At 63.8% G+C, this 18,495-nt stretch carries 14 protein-coding genes; 10 read left to right on the plus strand and 4 right to left on the minus strand.

All coding sequences use genetic code 11. The features are described 5' to 3' along the window. Positions 1–62: 62 nt before the first annotated feature. The 3 genes from HX881_RS27255 to HX881_RS27265 form a co-directional block, all read right to left on the minus strand. Positions 63–1,697, minus strand: a complete 1,635-nt coding sequence (locus HX881_RS27255; protein ID WP_177087552.1) for an ABC transporter substrate-binding protein — start codon at positions 1,695–1,697, stop codon at positions 63–65. Positions 1,698–2,153: 456 nt separating this feature from the next. Beyond that, complete coding sequence (locus tag HX881_RS27260; RefSeq protein WP_177087554.1) at positions 2,154–3,380, minus strand: M24 family metallopeptidase; 1,227 nt, start codon at positions 3,378–3,380, stop codon at positions 2,154–2,156. Between the two features lie 175 nt (positions 3,381–3,555). Further along, positions 3,556–4,437 carry a HalD/BesD family halogenase gene (locus HX881_RS27265; RefSeq protein WP_017124629.1) on the minus strand — a complete coding sequence of 294 codons (882 nt, stop codon included), beginning with the start codon at positions 4,435–4,437 and terminating at the stop codon, positions 3,556–3,558. Positions 4,438–4,592: 155 nt separating this feature from the next. On the opposite strand from HX881_RS27265, the gene HX881_RS27270 reads away from it, so the two are divergent. Then, the gene (locus HX881_RS27270) at positions 4,593–5,501 is read left to right on the plus strand and encodes a LysR family transcriptional regulator (RefSeq protein WP_177087556.1); all 909 of its coding nucleotides are present in this window, start codon (positions 4,593–4,595) and stop codon (positions 5,499–5,501) included. Here the strand turns inward: HX881_RS27270 and HX881_RS27275 are convergent. Then, positions 5,445–6,680: an MFS transporter gene (locus HX881_RS27275; RefSeq protein WP_177087558.1), complete on the minus strand. Its 1,236-nt coding sequence runs from the start codon at positions 6,678–6,680 to the stop codon at positions 5,445–5,447. The genes HX881_RS27270 and HX881_RS27275 overlap by 57 nt on opposite strands. A 382-nt stretch (positions 6,681–7,062) precedes the next feature. On the opposite strand from HX881_RS27275, the gene HX881_RS27280 reads away from it, so the two are divergent. The 9 genes from HX881_RS27280 (at position 7,063) to HX881_RS27320 (ending at position 18,488) form a co-directional block, all read left to right on the plus strand. Beyond that, positions 7,063–8,007, plus strand: coding sequence for a LysR substrate-binding domain-containing protein (locus HX881_RS27280; protein ID WP_042934682.1), 945 nt, complete (start codon positions 7,063–7,065; stop codon positions 8,005–8,007). A gap of 223 nt (positions 8,008–8,230) precedes the next feature. Further along, positions 8,231–9,655 (plus strand): aldehyde dehydrogenase, encoded by a 1,425-nt coding sequence (gene aldA / locus HX881_RS27285; protein ID WP_177087560.1) that lies wholly within the window; start codon positions 8,231–8,233, stop codon positions 9,653–9,655. An 87-nt stretch (positions 9,656–9,742) separates the two neighbouring features. After that, a complete protein-coding gene (locus HX881_RS27290; protein WP_042934681.1) occupies positions 9,743–11,047 on the plus strand; it encodes an MFS transporter in 1,305 nt (434 codons plus the stop codon). A gap of 1 nt (position 11,048) precedes the next feature. Beyond that, positions 11,049–12,266 carry a mandelate racemase/muconate lactonizing enzyme family protein gene (locus HX881_RS27295; protein ID WP_017124623.1) on the plus strand — a complete coding sequence of 406 codons (1,218 nt, stop codon included), beginning with the start codon at positions 11,049–11,051 and terminating at the stop codon, positions 12,264–12,266. A 76-nt stretch (positions 12,267–12,342) separates the two neighbouring features. Next, positions 12,343–13,953 (plus strand): GMC family oxidoreductase, encoded by a 1,611-nt coding sequence (locus HX881_RS27300; protein ID WP_177087562.1) that lies wholly within the window; start codon positions 12,343–12,345, stop codon positions 13,951–13,953. A 399-nt stretch (positions 13,954–14,352) separates the two neighbouring features. Next, positions 14,353–14,832, plus strand: a complete 480-nt coding sequence (locus HX881_RS27305) for an Lrp/AsnC family transcriptional regulator (protein ID WP_017124621.1) — start codon at positions 14,353–14,355, stop codon at positions 14,830–14,832. Positions 14,833–15,036: 204 nt separating this feature from the next. After that, complete coding sequence (ctlX, locus tag HX881_RS27310; protein WP_177087581.1) at positions 15,037–15,975, plus strand: citrulline utilization hydrolase CtlX; 939 nt, start codon at positions 15,037–15,039, stop codon at positions 15,973–15,975. After that, positions 15,972–17,006 carry an arginine N-succinyltransferase gene (astA, locus tag HX881_RS27315; protein ID WP_177087583.1) on the plus strand — a complete coding sequence of 345 codons (1,035 nt, stop codon included), beginning with the start codon at positions 15,972–15,974 and terminating at the stop codon, positions 17,004–17,006. The genes ctlX and astA overlap by 4 nt, the downstream gene beginning before the upstream one ends. Positions 17,007–17,204: 198 nt before the next feature. Beyond that, a complete protein-coding gene (locus HX881_RS27320; protein ID WP_017124618.1) occupies positions 17,205–18,488 on the plus strand; it encodes an NHL repeat-containing protein in 1,284 nt (427 codons plus the stop codon). The last annotated feature ends 7 nt before the right edge of the window (positions 18,489–18,495 follow it).

Raw genomic sequence — 18,495 nt, forward strand, 5'->3', positions numbered from 1 at the left:
CGGCTAATGAAGTGAGCGGCTCGCCGCACCGCGGTGGGCGAGCTCATTGTTCAAAGGTCGGATCAGGCGCTGAGCCAGGTCTCGTTCATCGGATAGAAGTCCGACGGATGCACCAGGAAGCCCTGGACCTTCTGCGAGGTCGCGGTGAACTTGTCGGCCCAGAACGGCTGGACGATGACGCAGGCGTCCTGGAGGATCTGCTCCACGCTCTGCATCGCCACCGCCCGCTGTTTCGGATCGACGATGCCCATGGCCTGGTCCAGCGCCGCGTCGAAGGCCGGGTCGGCGTAATGGCTTTCGTTCCACGCCGCGCCGCTGCGGTACGCCAGTTCGAGGGACATCACGCCCAGTGGGCGGTGGGCCCAGTAGGTGAGGCTGAAGGCGGCCTTGTCCCAGATCGGCCAGTACTGGGTGGCGGGAATCACCTTGAGGTTGATGCGGATGCCGGCTTCCAGGCAGTTCTGCTGGAGGATCTGCGCGGTGTCCTGCTCGTAGCGGCCCTGGGTGTTGCCGACGATCAGGTCGATGTCGATGCCGTTGGGGTGCCCGGCCTCGGCCAGCAACGCCTTGGCCTTGGCCACGTCACGGGCGCGCTTGGGCAGCGGGAAGTATTCCGGGTGGGACGGGGCGACGTGATGGTCCTCGCCCAGGGTGCCCATGCCGCGATAAGCGATCTTGAGCATCTGCGCATTGTCGGCGCAGAGGGCCACGGCCTTGCGGATGCGCAGGTCGTCGAACGGCTTCTGGTCCACGGCCATGCGCATCACCACGGTCTGCGCCGACTTGCAGGTGAGCAGCCGGGCATTCGGCAGGCGCTTGGCCAGGTCCAGTTCGGCGACGGTGACGCGGTACAGGACGTCGACCTGGCCGGCCTGGAGGGCGGCGAGCTGGGTCGAGACATCGGTGCCCATGTCGATATAGCGCAGCTCGTCGAGGTAGGCCGGCTTGCCCCAGTAGTCGGTGCGCCTGGCAAAGGTCGCCTGCTTGTTCACGGCGAACGAGGCGAGCTTGAACGGACCGGTGCCCAGCGGGTTCTTCGACCAGTCGTCACCCGCCTTGAAGCTGCGGTGGACGATGGAACAGGTGAAGGCGTTGAGCATTTCCGGGATCGCCAGGATCGGCCGCTTGAGCACCAGCTTGAACTGGTGGGGACCGAGTTTTTCGAAGGCACTGATGTCCTGGAAGGCGGTGCGGTTGACCGACTTGGAGTCGGCGGCGGTCCAGCGCTTGAAGTTGTGCTCGACGTCGTCGCTGTTGAAGTCGTCGCCGTTGCTCCACTTCACGTCCTGGCGCAGGTTGAAGGTCCACTCCCTGAGATCGTCCGAAGGTTTCCAGCTTTCGGCCAGGTACGGATGGGTGATGTTTTCGGCATCGACCCAGGTCAGGTATTCCAGGCTGTTGCGCATCAGGTTCGAGGCTTCGATCCAGGTGATCAGCATCGGGTCCTGGATTTCCTGGATGGCACAGGCGAAGCGCAGGCTGCCACCCTGGCGTGGTGCCGGGGTTTCGGCGGCCTGGGCCGACTCGCCGAAGAGTACCGGGCCGAGGAAGCTGCCGGCGCTGGCGGCGGTGATACCCAGCAGGGTCGCGGTGTGGAGAAATTGCCGGCGGCTGATCTGGCCGCCCTTGGCTTGGGTGCACAGGTCTTCCACGGCTGGATGCGGCGCGGAGCCGTCCAGGGTCTGCAAATCTTTCATGAGCCTCTCCGAATACTTGGGCGTTGGTGCGTGTAGGGCTGACTGCGGGAATGGCGGGGCGGTCAGCGCTGGCGGTCAGGATCGAATCCGTGACCGGACAGACAAAACGACGGCAGCAGAACAAAGCGCAAAGGAATCAGGAGGCAGGACGTGAGGTAGGACATGGCGCGGCTCTCATGTTGTTTTTATTTGAGATGCCCGCAGTTTTGTCATCTGGCCCGGGATGAACAAACGATAAATTCAGCGCAGGATGATTCCTAAAACGCATATTACTGATTGCTCCCCGGTCCAGACACGCTCCCGATCGATTATCCAGGTGGGCCCAGGGCCAACCCGGTCACTCTGTAGGAGCCGGCTTGCTGGCGATGAACGATAACGCGGTGCAATTGATACTCCGCGGGGTCCGCATCGCCGGCAAGCCGGCTCCTACAGGGGTATGGCGGTATCACCAAGGGTTCAAGCCGGCATCAGGCGCGGATCGAACGGATAGTCCGAGAGCAGCTCGATACCGTTCTCGTGGATGTAGATCTGCTCCTCGAGCTTGACCCCTTCGCCACCGGCATCGTGACCGATGTAGCTTTCCACGCAGATGGTCATGCCGGCCTCGAACACGCCGTCGTAGCCCAGCGAATCGATGTCCTCGCGATGCACCACGTAAGGGTATTCACCGGTCATGCCAACCCCGTGCACCAGGGCAAAATAACGGTTGGCCTTGTAGTTTTCGGGGATCTTCCAGGCCCGTTCGGCGTACTCCTTGAAACTGCGTCCGGCCTTGAGCATTTCCATATTGGTCTGCACCTGTTCGTAGGCCAGCTTGTACAGTTCCCGTTGCCTGGGCGTCGCCGCCTGGTCGCCGCAGAGAAAGGTCCGCGAGAAGTCGGCGTAGTAGCCGAAGCGGCCCACCACATCGGTGTCCAGGGCCACCAGGTCACCGGCTTCGATGGGCCGGGTACTGCACTCCTGGAACCAGGGATTGGTGCGCGGGCCGGAGGACAACAGGCGGGTTTCCACATAGTCGCCGTCAGTGGCGATCACATGCTGGTGCAGGTGCGACCAGAGTTCATTCTCGCTGATGCCGGGACGCAGCTTGCTTTCCATCAGCCGCACCCCGGCCTCGGTCGCCCGCAGGCTGGCACGGATCATCTTCAGCTCGTTCGGCACCTTGATGCAGCGGGCGCGTTCCAGCGGCTCCTGGGCATCGAACACCTGGTAGCCGAGGCGTTGCAGTTCGAAGGCCGCCGCGGAGGTGGCACTTTCGATGGCGATGCGCTTGCCGCCGCCGCATTTTTTCACCAGGTCGTCGATTTCAGCGGCCCAGTCCGCGGTGACATTGCCCAGGAAGCTGTCGCAGAAGTAATAGGAGATGGCCTTGGCCGGGCGTACTTCGTCGACGGTATTGAGTTGCTGCGCCAGGTGCAGGCAGCCGCCGAACTCGAACACCACCACCGGACCTTCCGCCGGGATGAAGGCATAGCGCGCCGGGTTGCGCGCCGAGTACACCTGCATGTTGCGCGAGCCGGTGGCGTAGCGCATGTGGGTCGGGTCGAACAGCACGCAGGCGGCGTAGTCGCGTTTCTTCAGTTCGTTGCGCACTCGCTGCAGGCGGTCCAGTTGGATCTGCTGGATCTCCGCCGCGGTGGGTTCGCAGTCGGCGGGGTTGCGGTTGGGGCCGGAAAGACTCATGGGGTGTTCCTCGCTGATACCGGTCGGTGATGGGTGACGTTCTTATGGGCAGTCGTATGGGTTGGGCGTGCAGGATCTGTAGGGGCCGGCTTGCTGGCGATGGCGTCCGATCAGGCGATGCAAGACTCACTGGCCTCATCGCTGGCAAGCCAGCTCCTGCAAGGGTTGCGTGTATTCAGTCGAGCAACTGATCGCTGCGCACCAGGTTGCGTTCGGCTTGCAGGTGGGCTTCGGACAGACGTCCATAGAGTTGCTTGGTGCGCTGGGCGCGGCCGATGATCCCGGGCTTTTCCGAGTAGGCGAAGATCGCCGTGTTGCGCTCGATGGCGCCTTCGACGCGGGTCACGCGGTGGACCGAAAAGCGTCCCTTGAAGATCTGCAGGTCGCCGGGATTGAGTTCGAGTTCCTGCACCCGGCTGCGGTCCTCGCCACGTACCACCTTGCCCACGGCCCCGAGGTTTTCCGCCGAACGCGAGCGGATCATCGGCGCGTACTCGAACAGGCCGCCGGCCTCGGGTTTCTGGGTCATCATGCTGACGATGAATTCGTTGGTGTCGAAGTGCCAGGGCTGTTCGGTGCCGTTCGGCATGACGTTGATCACCAGGCCGGCGAACGGGTCGGCGTATTCGAAAATCTCCGGTTCGTCGAGACAGGCACCGATGAACCGTTTCATCATCGGCGATACGTAGAGCCGGTGGATGATCGCGTCCGGGGCGATCATGTCGCGGGTCACGAAACCGCTGGTGCGCTCCATGAAGGTGCGGCGCGGATCATCTTCAGGCAGCGACGGGTCGTCCTCGGTGAAGTAGGCATTGACCTTGCGCACTGAATAAAAAGTCTTGTCCGACAGCGCCTGGCCCTCGCTGCGGGCCTGTTCCAGCACTTCGGGACGCAGGAAGTTCTTCAGCAGGCAGCAACCGTCGATGGCCAGTTCGGCCCGGGCGTGTTCGATCAGGGCCTGTAATTGAACATGGCCCGAATCATGTATGGGATACAGTTCGGTGTTGACGATATCGCTGATATCACCGACTTCGGCATCGGCAAGTTGAAGGCTCATGTCGCGCTCCGTTTATTAAGTGAAGACTGATCAAGTAAAGAATCGCTCGCCATCGCAAGTTCCAGGTTGTTCCGGCGTTGAATTGATAGTTGCTTAAATACGGGAGTAATAGAAATGATCAGTTCCGATCGAATCCATCGGCAGGCGCGATAGTTATGTCAGGTCATCTGGACGGAACCCTGCTCAAGGTCTTTGTCGCGATTATCGAGTGCAAGGGCTTTTCAGCGGCGGCCGAACGCCTGCACAAGACCCAGTCGACGGTCAGCCAGAGCCTGCAGCGCCTGGAGGAAGTGGTGGGCACGCCGCTGGTCTATCGCACCAGTCGCAGCGTCAGCCTGACCCCCAGCGGCGAGACCTTCCTGATTTATGCGCGGCGCATCCTCAAACTGCACAACGAGGCGATCAATGCCGCGCATCTGCCGGGCGAGGGCGGCTGCATTCATGTCGGCCTGCCGGAGGACTATGCGCAGTACTGCCTGGCCGGGGTGTTGCGGGATTTTCGCGAGCACTTCCCGAAGATCCGCCCGGATATCTGCTGCGAAATGTCCGTGGCCCTGGTTGCCCGTCTGCAACGTGGCGAGCTGGACCTGGTGCTGGGTGTGCAGCATGCCCACCTGCAACCGGGGGAGTTCCTCTGCGACGAGCCGCTGGCGTGGGTGACCCGCGAGGGCTGGGTGCCGGGTCGCGACGAGTCGGTGCCGCTGGCGGTCTATGCCGAGGGGTGTGCCTTTCGGGCCAATGCCATCGATGCCCTGGCCGAAGCCGGGCGGCCCTGGCATGTGGTCTACACCAGCCAGAGTCCGCGGGGCATCGGCGTCGCCATCGACGGTGGCGGGATGGTCGGGGTGACGGCGCGGCGGCTGGTTCCGCCAGGTTGGCGGGTGCTGGATGAGCGGGATGGCTTTCCGCCCATCGAACCGGCGCGCTTGATGCTCTGGCGGGCGGCGGATCGCCAGGACCCGGAACTGGACGCCCTGGTGGCGATTCTCTGTCGCCAGTTGGGACGTTCAGAGCGCTTCGGCGAGGGGCGCGCCGCGTCGCTGATGGCGAGCCATGGCGTATAGCAACAGTAGGCTGGCAAGCGTCCAGGCGGCGATCCAGGCATGGATCGCGGCGAACGAGCCGCTGGCCTGCAACAGCAGGCCGTTGATGGCATTGGCGCTGGCGCTGCCCAGGCCATAACCGACCATGCTCAGGCTGACCACTTGCAGGCTTTGCACCGGTGTCAGGCGGGCGCTGAGGTAGGCGGCCATCAGGCCCCAGACCGGGAAGTAGAACAGCGCGAACAGGCCGGCGGCCAGCCAGGCCAGGGCCAGCATCGGGTACAGCAGCAGCGCGAGCATGGCCAGGCCGAAGGCGCCGATGCTGAAGGCCATGACCCGCAAGACTCCCCAGCGGTCGGCGAGGGCGCCCAGCAGCAGCCCGCCCAGCGCCCCGCAAGCGCCGATCAGGGTCCAGAGCGAACCGGTGGTCTGTGGGCCGGCGCCCAGGCGTTCGCTGACAAAAGCCGAGAGAAAGTTCAGGAACGGCCCGCTGGTGCTGCCGATAAAGGTGCTGAGCAGCAGGATATGCACCGCGACCGGTTGTTCCAGGCACAGCCGCAGCCACTGTCGCAATACCTGCCTGAACGACGGCGTGGCAACGGCGCGAGGCGTCGCGGGTGGAGGCGTGGAAGCCAGGGCCCAGCAGGTGAGGGCCGTGACCGATAGTGTCAGGCCGGCGCAGATCAGCCAGAAATGTTGCAGGGAAATCCCCTGGAGCAGGGCGATCAGCAGCCCGTTGAGGCAGATCGCAAAGGCCGCGCCGGAGGAGGCCAGGCCCAGGATCCGACTGCGGTGGCTGGCGGGGATCAGCTCGCCGGCCAGGGCGGCGATGGCATTCCAGTTGGACACCGCGCAGGCCGACACCAGTGCCAGGCACAGGGCGAAGGGCAGCACCCGCGGCGTCGCCACGGCCAATGCCAGCAGCAGGGGGCTGAGCAGCATGGTCAGGCGCACCATGTTGCGCGGGCTGATCCAGGCGGCCGCCAGGCCGCTGGCAATCGAGGCGCCCATATAGAAAAGTTGCAGCAGGGCGGCGATGGCCGCGGCCTGGCTGTAGTTCAGGGCGAAGTGCTGGCGAATTTCCGGTAATAACGCCGAATAGAGAAAGATACTGAAACCATGGGTGGTGGCATTACACGCGGTAAATATAAAGGCGAGCAGGGCGAGGGATCTTGTCGGAGTGTTTTTATGGGTTGTCATCATGGTATCCGAGAAGAGTTTGATTGTCGGGTTATTGCAACAGGATGGGGCGAAAGTTCGAGTCTCGCCCTGTGCAAGTGCGTGCGCTTGTTATGTATCGAGTTACCGGTCAGCGTACCTTTTACAAGTTGAAAACAGCCAGTGCTGAATACTCATGGGCGCTGTGCGAAATACTCCTGCTATTTATCCCGGGGCGACGTGATTGCAGTCGAAACCGACACGCGGATGATCCGTAGCCGGAGGTGGCCTTGTCGCGAGCGGGCTGGAGTCTTGTGCACAGGAAACTCGGTATTTTTGTAGGACGATCGACGAAAAAGGAATGTTACTCGTCCTGGCCCCGTGCCATGCTTATGGCAGTCCGGCCCATCGTGAGTGTCTTTTCTTGAAACGCAAAATGCCCGCGCTCAATGCGCTCAAAGCCTTCGAGGTGGCCGGTAGCACCGGCAGTTTCACCCGTGCCGCCGAACTGCTGAACGTTACCCAGAGTGCCGTCAGCCGCCAGGTCCGCCAGCTCGAAGAACAACTGGGCGAGAGCCTGCTGGAGCGGCGCCATCACCACCTGGAGCTGACCAGTGCCGGTCGGGTGCTGCTGCGCGCCTTGCACCAGTCCTTCGACAAGATCGAGATGACCGTGCGCGGCATCCAGGAGAAGAACCACGCCAACCGCCTGCGCATCAATGCGCCGCCGACCTTCACCAGTCGCTGGTTGCTGCCGCGCCTGGGGCGGCTGCGCCAGCAGCATCCGGGGCTGGAACTGAGCATCACCACCCGCCTGCAGGACAGCCTGGCCGAGACCAGCACCCTCGATTGCGCGATTCGTTTCGGCGACGGCGAATGGGATGGCCTGGACAGCTCGCTGCTGATGCACGAGCGGCATATCGCGGTGTGCTCGCCGAGCCTGTATGCGCGGGAAATGGGCGGGCAGGAGATCGATCTCAATCGCCTGACCCTGCTGCATGTGCTGGCCAAGGAGGACCAGCGCTACCTGACCTGGAAACACTGGCTGGACGCGGCGCGGATCAGCGGCGTCGATACCCTCAGCGGCTACGAGTTCGACCTGCTGGACCTGGCGATCCATGCGGCGATCGACGGCCTGGGCATCACCATCGCCGACTGGCACATGGTCACCGGCGAACTGGCCTGCGGGCAGTTGACCCAGGTGCTCAACGTGCATGTCGACGGGCACCAGTCCTACTGGCTGGTGACGCGTCCGGAACAGACGCAGATCCCCCAGGTACAGCTGTTCAACCAGTGGCTGCAGGAAGAGCTGGAACTGGCGCGGCGACAGCTGGAACCGTCGACGGCGGCGCAGATGCCCGTTATCTGAGGGCGTGACACGACCCTTGTGGGAGCCGGCTTGCCGGCGATGCGGGCGCCGCGCTGCCTCCGCTGCACCGCGTGATCGTTCATCGCCGGCAAGCCAGCTCCCACACGTCTGGCGGTAACCTGCATTTTTCGAATGTTCTGCACCTGAATTAATCGTTTGTTCATCCCGCGCCGGATGACAAGACTGCTGGCATCTCCGATAAGAAAAGTACGAGAACCAGTACATGCCCACCCAGCGCAATTTTGTTAACGGCCAGTTTATCGATTCCGCCGGCACCGCCTCGATCGCGGTGTACAACCCGGCGACCGAAACCCTGGTCGGTCACGTGCCTGCCGCCACCCCCGCGCAAGCGATCCAGGCCGTCGACGCCGCCGCCATCGCCCAGAAGACCTGGGGCAAGCTCACCAGTATCCAGCGTGCCGAGCATCTGCGGGCCTTGGCCGATGCCCTGGAAGCCCGCGCCGGGCTCATCGGCCAGGCCCTGGCGGCCGAGTCCGGGAAAAGCCTGGCCGATGCCAGCAATGAAGCCCGCTACGCAGCGCAGATCACCCGCTACCACGCCGAATGGGCCCGCCGTATCGAAGGTGAGATCATTCCCAGCGATACCCCGGACGAAAACCTGTTCCTGCAACGTGAGCCGATTGGCGTCGTCGCGGCACTGATTCCGTTCAACTATCCGGTCTATACCCTGTTGCGCAAGATCGCTCCGGCGCTGATTGCCGGCAACACCGTGGTGGTACGGCCGAGCAACAACACGCCGATCTCCGCGTTCGAAATCGCCCGTGCCGTCGAGCAGTCGGGAATGCCGGCCGGCGTGGTGAATATCCTCACCATGGACCACGGCACTGCCGCCAGCGTCTGCACCCACAAGGCCGTGGGCCTGATCACCCTGACCGGCAGCGTCAACGCCGGGCGCATCGTGCTCGACTACTGCAAGGCCAATATCGCCAAGCCGTCCCTGGAACTGGGCGGCAAGACTCCGGCGATCATCGAGGCCGATGCCGACCTGGAGCAGGCCGCCAGCGCCATCGTCGCGTCCAAGACCACGCACTGCGGGCAACTGTGCACGGCGGTGGAACGGGTCTATGTTCAGGAGAGCGTGCATGACCGTTTCCTGGCGCTGCTGAAAGAGAAGATCAGCGCGGTGAAGTTCGGCGACCGGGCCACGGATGCCAGCCTGATGGGACCGCTGGTCAATGCCGCCTCGCGGAGCACTATCCACGCCATGGTCGAACGGGCCGTGGCCGATGGCGCGGTGCTGGAAACCGGCGGGGTGATTCCCCCGGGCGCGGGGCATTTCTATCCGCCGACCCTGCTCAGCGGCTGCCGCCAGGACATGGAGATCGTCCAGGAGGAAATCTTCGGCCCGGTCCTGCCGGTGCTCAAGTACCGCGATATCGACGAAGCGCTGGCCATGGCCAACGATCACCAGTTCGGCCTGTCGTCGGTGCTCTATACCGAGAACTATCGCACGGCGATGAAAGTGGCGAACGCCATCGAATCCGGCGAGCTGTATGTCAACCGGACCCCGGCCGATCCCTACCAGGGGTTCCACGCCGGCTGGAAGCGCTCGGGCCTGGGCGGCGATGACGGCAAGCACGGCATGCTCGAATTCACCCAGACCCGCCTGGTGGTCATGAAGTACTGATCGGCGACACCGCGACACGCTATTCCAATAACAACAATCGATAAAGAGGGGCGCCCGGAGCATGCCGGGTGGCCCGAGGTCTTCTTCATGTCCAAGCCCGCAGCTGTTCAGGCTGGCGCCGTGTCCGCGAAAAGCGACAAGGGCAGCCGTTATTTCCAATTGATGTTGCTGGTGCTGGCCGCCGGAGCGATCTACCCGATCCTCTACCTGCGCCAGGTCTACCAGACCACCATGCTCGAAGTGTTTCATATCAATCACAGCGAACTGGGCTATCTGTACTCGATGCTCGGCACGATTTTCCTGCTCAGCTACCTGCCCAGCGGCTGGCTGGCGGATCGCCTGCCACCGCGCTTCCTGATCTTCTTCTCCCTGGTCGCTACCGGTGCCCTGGGCCTGTGGTATTCCAGCGTGCCGTCGCTGACCGGCCTGATGATCATTTTCGGCTGCTGGGGCCTGACCACCGGCCTGACGTTCTGGGCCTCGGTGCTCAAGCGGGTGAAGATGATCGCCCATCACACCGAGCAGGGCCGTTTCTTCGGTATCCTCGACGGCGGACGCGGCTTGGTGGAGGCCTTGCTGGCGACCGTCGCCCTGGGGCTGTTCGCCTACGCCACCGAGACGCGCGGCGAGTCGACGGGCGAAGGCTTCAAGCATGTGGTGTACCTGTATTCGTTCACCTGCATCGCCATCGGTTGTGTGCTGGTGCTGCTCAAGGACCCCAAGTCCCTCGAGGCGAAAACCGCCGAAACGGACAGCCAGCCCCACAACCTGCTCGGCGACCTGCTGACCCTGGTGAAGATCCCCGAGCTGTGGCTGGTGACCGCCATCGTGTTCTGCGGCTATCACATGTTCTGGGCCACCTACAGCTTCTCCGACTATCTGCAGGGCGGCGGCATGACCGCGGTCATGGCCGGCACCATCACCACCATCAAGCTGTGGATGCGCCCCATCGGCGGTATCGGCGGCGGCTGGCTGGGGGACAAATTCTCCAATATCTCGGTGCTGATCGTCGCGCTGGCGCTGGTCACCCTGGCGATGGTCGGCCTGATCGTCTTCCCGGCCCTGGGCAGCCTGGGCCTGCTGATCGGCACGGTGATCTTCATCGGCCTGATGACCTACGCCATTCGCGGCCTGTACTGGGCGATCCTCGACAGTTGCAACATCCCGCTGCGCATCACCGGCCTGGCCATCGGCATCGTCTCGGTGGTGGGCTACCTGCCCGACACCTTTATCCCGCTGATCAACGGCTACCTCACCGAAACCTATCCGGGTGCGGTCGGTTACAACCTCTATTTCGGCTACATCGCCTTTATCGGCCTGCTCGGCACGCTCGCGGCCCTGACCCTGCGCGCCCGCATCAATCGCAAAACTCATAACCAGACAGGTGCCTGAGATGAAAATCGTCGCCCTTGAAACCCATATCGTCGCCGTACCGCCACCGCATATCGGCGGCATGTACTGGCTGTTCGTCAAACTCAGGACCGACTGCGGCATCGAAGGCGTGGGCGAGATCTACGCCGCGACCTTCGGCCCCAAGGCCATGCTGCCGATCATCGAGGACGTGTTCGAGCGCTACCTGCTCGACCAGGACCCGCACCATATCGAACGCTTCTTCCGCCAGGCCTATTCCAGCGGTTTCACCCAGCGTCCGGACCTGACCATGATGGGCGTGGTCAGCGGCCTGGAGATGGCCTGCTGGGACATCATCGGCAAGGCGGCGAACAAGCCGGTCTATGAGCTGCTGGGCGGCAAGGTCCACGAACGCCTGCGTTCCTACACCTACCTCTATCCGGTCAACAGCAAGGGCGAGTACGACTACGACGACCCGGACCTGGCGGCCGAGTGCGCCATCGAGAACATGAACAAGGGCTTCACCGCGGTGAAGTTCGACCCGGCCGGTCCCTATACCGCCTATTCCGGCCACCAGGTTTCCCTGGAAGTGCTGGAGCGTTGCGAAACCTTCTGCCGCAAGATCCGCGAAGCGGTGGGCAACAAGTGCGACCTGCTGTTCGGCACCCACGGGCAGATGGTGCCGTCCTCGGCGATCCGCCTGGCCAAACGCCTGGAGAAGTACGACCCGCTGTGGTTCGAGGAACCGGTGCCGCCTGGCCAGGAGGAGGCCATGGCGCAAGTGGCGGCCAAGACCAGCATCCCGATCGCCACCGGCGAGCGGCTGACCACCAAGTACGAGTTCTTCAAGCTGTTGCAGGCCGGCGGGGCGTCGATCCTGCAGATGAACGTGGCCCGCTGCGGCGGGCTGCTGGAAGCCAAGAAGATCGCCAGCATGGCCGAGGCCTACTACGCGCAGATCGCCCCGCACCTCTACAACGGCCCGATCGGCGCGGCGGCGAGCTTCCAGCTGGCGACCTGCACACCGAACTTCCTGATCCAGGAAAGCATCATGACCTGGGGCGGTTTCCATGCCGAAGTGCTGACCAGGCCGCTGCAATGGGAGGACGGCTACATCATTCCGTCCACCGAGCCGGGGTTGGGCGTCGAACTGAACATGGACGTGGTCCGCAAGCACACGCCCTACACCGGCGAGCGCCTGCACCTGCAAATGGCGCCCACGCCAGCGGACGTGAAAGACACCTCGCCCGCCAGGGGCTGAACCACTTTCCCGCCCTCGGCGAGGGCGGGGCATGGCACCCCAAGAGTGCCTTCAACGACTGACGCGGTAACCGTGCATGACATACGACTACATCATCGCTGGCGCCGGCGCCGCCGGCTGCATTCTCGCCAACCGGCTCTCGGCCTCCGGGAAGTTCTCGGTGCTGCTGCTGGAAGCCGGCGGCAAGGACAGTTCACTGTGGTTCAAGATCCCGGTGGGCTTCGCCAAAATGTATTACAACCCGGCCTTCAACTGGATGTACTACAGCCAGCCACAGAAGCAGTTGGGCGATCGCCGCATCTACGCGCCACGGGGCAAGGTGCAGGGCGGTTCGGGTTCGATCAACGCCATGGTCTATGTCCGTGGCCAGGCCCATGACTTCGACGACTGGGCGGCCAACGGCAATGACGGCTGGTCGTTCAAGGACGTGCTGCCGTATTTCCGTAAGCTGGAGAACCACCCGCTGGGCGATACCGAGTACCACGGTGGCAGCGGCCCCATCAGCATCACGCCGATGCAGGGGCACACGCACCCGATCTGCGATGTGTTCCTCAAGGGTTGCGACGAGCTGGGCTATCAGCGCAGCGACGATTTCAACGGGCCGAAGTTCGAAGGGGCCGGCGTGTATGACGTCAACACCCGCAACGGCCAGCGCAGCTCCAGCAGTTTCGAGCACCTGCATCCGGCTCTGGGGCGAGCGAACCTGAGCATCGAGCACCATGCCCTGGTGGAACGGGTACTGTTCGACGATGACCTGCGGGCCACCGGCATCGCCATCACCCAGCACGGTGTGGCGCGGACCTTCAAGGCCAACAAGGAAGTGATCCTCTGCGCGGGTGCGGTGGACACGCCGAAGATCCTGCAACTGTCCGGAGTGGGCGAGCAGAAGTTGCTCAGCAGCCACCAGATACCGGTGGTCAAGCACCTGCCGGCGGTGGGGCAGAACCTGCAGGATCACCTGTGCGTCAGCTACTACTACAAGGCCAATATCCCGACCCTCAACGACGAACTGAGCTCGCTGTTCGGGCAGTTGAAGCTGGGCCTGCAATACCTGCTGACCCGCAAGGGCGCGCTGTCGATGAGCGTCAACCAGGCCGGCGGCTTTTTCCGCGGCAATGAAGAGCAGGCGCATCCCAACCTGCAGATGTACTTCAACCCCTTGTCGTACCAGATTCCGAAGAACAACAAGGCCAGCCTCAAGCCGGAACCCTATTCGGGCTTCCTGCTGTGCTTCAACCCGTGCCGGCCGACCAGCCGTGGCAGCATCCGCATCGCGTCGAAGAACCCGGCGGACGCGGCACTGATCGATCCGAACTACCTGAGCACCGAGAAGGATATCGACGAAGTGCTGCAGGGCAGCCGGCTGATCCGCAAGATCATGCAGGCCCCGGCGATCCGGGCGATTACCGTGGAGGAAGTGTTGCCCGGCAAGGCGGTCAATGACGACGCGGGCATGCTCGAGTATTTCCGCGAGAACAGCGGTTCGATCTATCACCTGTGCGGTTCCTGCGCGATGGGCTCGGACCCGCAGGTCTCGGTGGTCGACAAGCGCCTGAAGGTGCACGGAATGAAGGCATTGCGCATCGTCGACGCGTCGATCTTTCCGAACGTGACCTCGGGCAATACCCATGCGGCGGTGCTGATGGTGGCGGAAAAGGGGGCCGACCTGATCCTCGACGACGCCTGAGCCGAGGGCGTCAGTGCCGGCTCCTTCGCGGGCAAGCCCGCTCCCACAAAATCTGTGTCGCTCACTCATGTTGTGAGCGACGTCCCCCCTGTGGGAGCGGGCTTGCCCGCGAAGAGACCATCGGCCACGCCCATCTACCGACGCCCCTGACCCCAATCCTCAAACCACAGAATCTGCTGCCCAGCCCCTCGCGCCCCGCAACGACAACCATCACCGCCCGTGAATCGGCAGGCTGGCGTTCCCCCATGCCGGCAGGCCAGCGGCTGAAAGTGATTTAGGCACTACCAGAGGAACGCCGTACAATGCCAGGGGTGGCGCATGAGATGGATCTGGGTCGCCGAGATCCCCGAGCCTGCGCAACCGTTTCTTTCTGGTCGTTTGAAGTGAGGCAAGCCATTCATGGCGGATATTCGTGACCTGTCGATCGTGCTGGATCGCATCGACCAGGCAATTATCGAGGTGCTGCGCCACGACGGGCGCATTACCTATCAGAAACTCTCCGAGCGCGTGCACCTGACCCCCAGGCCCTGCCTGGAGCGGGTGCGAAAGCTGGAGCAGTTGGGGGTGATTCGCGGCTACGGGGCGATTCTCGACGAGAGTAAGCTCTCGCCAGGGCTGTCGCTGCTGGTTCTCGTGGCGCTGTCGAACCAGAGCGGGCGAGCGGCGCAGAAGGCTTTCGAAGCCAAGACCCGGGCCTGCCCGCACGTGCTCGAGTGCCGCCTGCTCAGTGGAGCGTTCGACTACAGCCTGCGCATGCGCTGCCGGGACATGGAGCACTACCGGGTACTGACCGAGACCTGGCTCGAGGATCCGGAACTGCATATCGACAAGCTGGTCAGCCATCCCGAGCTGGCGACGGTCAAGGCGTCCATGGAATAACCGCTGCGCCAGGGAGCGGGCCTGCCCGCTCGCCACCGCCCGCGCTGCTGCCCTGGACCACAGGCTGTTGCTGAACTCGCCGATTCTGCTGGTCGCGGCAAACCTTTCAGCCATTTCCAGCACCCGCCACTGGCTTACTCAGCCGGGTTTTCCCCTCGACCGGACAGACAATGGGCACCTCGATCCCTCATTGATCCTGCGCCCATGCAAACCACCCATACTGTTTTGATGATTCGCCCGGCGAGCTTTGCCTTCAATCCCGACACCGCCGCCAACAACCGTTTCCAGCGTCAGGCGCGGGCTGATGAAAACGTCCAGCGCCTGGCACTCGAGGAGTTCGACGGTTATGTCGCGGCGCTGCGGGCACAGGATGTCGAGGTGCTGGTACACAACGACCGGGCGTTGCCCCATACCCCGGATTCGATCTTCCCCAACAACTGCTGGAGCAGTCATCCCGACGGAACCCTGGTGGTCTATCCGATGCAGGGTGAGAATCGCCGGTTGGAGCGTCACAAGGGCGTGCTCGACTGGCTGCGCGAGCATCGCCAGGTCGAGCGTCTCGTGGACTTTTCCGATCTGGAGCGCCAGGGCCTGTACCTCGAAGGCACTGGCAGCATGGTCTTCGATCGCGAGCAGCGGATCTGTTACGCCGGCTACTCGACCCGGACCCATGCCCGGGCCTTGCGGCAGGTAGTCGACCACCTCGGCTACCAGCTCTGCGGTTTTCACGCGGTGGATCGTGGCGGCGTGCCGATCTACCACACCAACGTGATGATGAGCGTCGGCCGGCGCCTGGCGGTGGTCTGCCTGCGGGCACTCGATGACCCGGCCGAACGTGAAGGCCTGCGCCAGTGCCTGGAAACCAGTGGCAAGGAACTCCTGGTGCTGGACTGGCAACAGTTGGAGTCCTTCGCCGGCAATATGCTCGAAGTGCACAACCGCCGGGGCGAGCCGCTGCTGGTGATGTCGCGCACGGCCTGGGGTTCGCTGGATGCCGGCCAGCGTCGGCAGATCGAACGCCATGCCACGCCCTTGCCCGTGAATATCGACACCATCGAGCGCATCGGCGGCGGCAGTGCCCGTTGCATGCTGGCCGAGGTGTTCCTGCCCAAGCGTCAATCCGCCGTGGAGTGTGCCCGATGATCGTTCGTCCCGCCCGCCTGTCCGACCTGCCGGCCCTGTTGTCCCTGGCCAGGAGTGCCGGTGCCGGCCTGACCACGTTGCCCGCCGATCCGGTACGCCTGCGACATCGCCTGGAGTGGGCGGAAAAAACCTTCGCCGGCGAGGCCCAGCGCGCCGATGCCGATTACCTGTTCGTGCTCGAAACCGCCCAGGGCGAGGTGGTCGGGATCTGTGCCGTGGCCGGTGCGGTGGGGTTGCGCGAACCCTGGTACAACTATCGGCTCGGATTGTTTGTCGCGGCCTCGAAAAGCCTGTCGATCAACCAGCACCTGCCGACCCTGTTCCTGGGCAACGACATGACCGGTCACTCCGAGCTCTGCTCGTTGTTTCTCGGTGCCGGGCATCGCGACGGCTTGAACGGGCGTCTGCTGTCCAAGGCACGCTTCCTGTTCCTGGCCGAGTTCCGTGGGCACTTCGGCGACAAGGTGATCGCCGAGATGCGCGGTTATTCGGACGAGCAGGGCGTCTCGCCGTTCTGGGAAGGCCTGGGACGGCATTTCTTCAAGATGGATTTCGCCGACGCCGACTACCTGACCGGCCAGGGCAACAAGACCTTTATCGCCGAGCTGATGCCCAAGTTCCCGCTGCCCACCTGCCTGCTGCCGGAAGCCGCGCGGGCGGTGATCGGCCGGGTGCACCCCAATACCGAACCGGCACTGGGCATGCTCAAGGCCGAGGGTTTCGGCTTCAAGGACTATATCGACATCTTCGACGGTGGGCCTCTGATCGAGTGTGCCACCGATGAGATCCGTGCGGTCCGCGACAGCCAGGTCCTGGTGCTGAGTATCGGCACACCAGGGGAGCAGGCCGAGCCCTGGCTGATCCACAACCGCCGGTTCAGCGATTGCCGGATCGGTACGGCGCCGGCAAGGGTCGCCGCCGGCACGCTGATCGTCGACGCCGCGGCGGCGCGGGCGCTCGGGCTGGAGGCCGGGGCCTCGGTGCGGGCGGTGGCTTTGTCGCCACGCCGGGCACAACGGGCCGCCGCCTGACGGCGAGGGCGCCCGGCAAATGACGGGAATCGCCTGGCGGGATGAAGAAGGTCTGTAAAGTCAGTGAAATGGCACGGTAAAACGCAAAACCTGTTATTTCTGACAGTTGTTCGATGCAACCTCGATGGATTGAATAGCGGGCAGGTCGCGCGGGCGCTACGGTCGCAGGCGACGCCCCTTTCATGGAGGAATTCGCCGATGCTGCTGCAAGCGTTACGAGGTTATCGGGTCAGCCCGGCGGGTGAGCTCGATCCGGGATTCGGTTGCTCGGGCAAGGCATTGGTGCGGTTTCCCGGCAGCCTGTCGAGTCAGGCCAATGACGTGGTGTTCTGTCCCGACGGCAAGATCCTCGTGGTGGCCAAGGTGGACTTCGCCGAAGGTGCGTTCTTCGGCCTGGCGCGCCTCAACAGCGACGGCTCGATGGACGGCGCGTTCGGCGAGGACGGCAGTCTGGTCGGCCGTTTCGAAGCCGTGGGCGAGTCGGCCGGTATCAGCCTGCGCCGGTTGCATGACGGGCGAATCCTGGTCTTTGGCCTGCACTATCTGGATGCCCACCGGACCTTGCCGGCCGTGGCCCGGTTTCTCGCCGACGGACGCCTCGATCCGCAGTTCGGCGACCAGGGCATCCAGGTCTTGCGTCTGTCCGGCAATCTCTCCGAAGGGCCCCGCGACGGCTGGTTGCCACCGGGCCTGCCGGGGGTGGAGAGTTGTTCCGGCAGTGTCCAGCCGGACGGCAAGATCCTGCTGACCCTCAATCACAGCTATGCCTGCGCCGATCATGTCGGCCTGCTGGTACGGCTGGAACCGGACGGGGCCCTCGACCCCGGCTTCAACGGCCATGGTTTCGTGGTGGTACGGCGTCTGCTGGTGAACACCTGGCTCAGCTGTGTGCAGGTCCAGCCGGACGGCAAGATCCTGGTGGGCGGCTCGATCGATTTTCCGCCCAGCGGGCTGATTGCCCGTTATCTCCCGGACGGCCGTCTGGACCCGGCCTTTGGTGACGAGGGTTACTTGTCCGTGCGCTTTGCCGGCGCCAGTTCGATGGTCACGCAACTGGCCCGTGGCACCCAGGGGCAACTGGTGTGCGTGGGCAATCGTTTCGATCCGCTGAGCTGCGCATTGCAGGGCTTTACCGCCAATGGCGGCCTCGATCGGCGTTTCAACGGCGGCGAGGCGGTGCTGCTGGACATCGATGCCCCCGCCAGCCAATGGGCAGCGCTCGCGGTGCAGTCCGACGGCACCCTGCTCGCCGCCGGTTCGACGGTGGCGGGATTCGGCTCGGACCTGGTGCTGGCGCGCTACCTGCCGGACGGGCAACTCGACCGCGACTTCGCCGCCGGCAAGGGCTGGGTGCGTACCCGCCTGGGCAAGAGCCTGGACACGGTCACGGCAATTGCCCTGCAGGGTGACCGACGGATCCTGGTGGCCGGTCATTCCCTGTTCGGCAGTTTCCAGGCGGTGGTAATGCGTTACCTGGGCTGATCCCTTT

The sequence above is a fragment of the Pseudomonas gingeri genome, from assembly GCF_013386115.1.
GTDB lineage: Bacteria > Pseudomonadota > Gammaproteobacteria > Pseudomonadales > Pseudomonadaceae > Aquipseudomonas > Aquipseudomonas gingeri.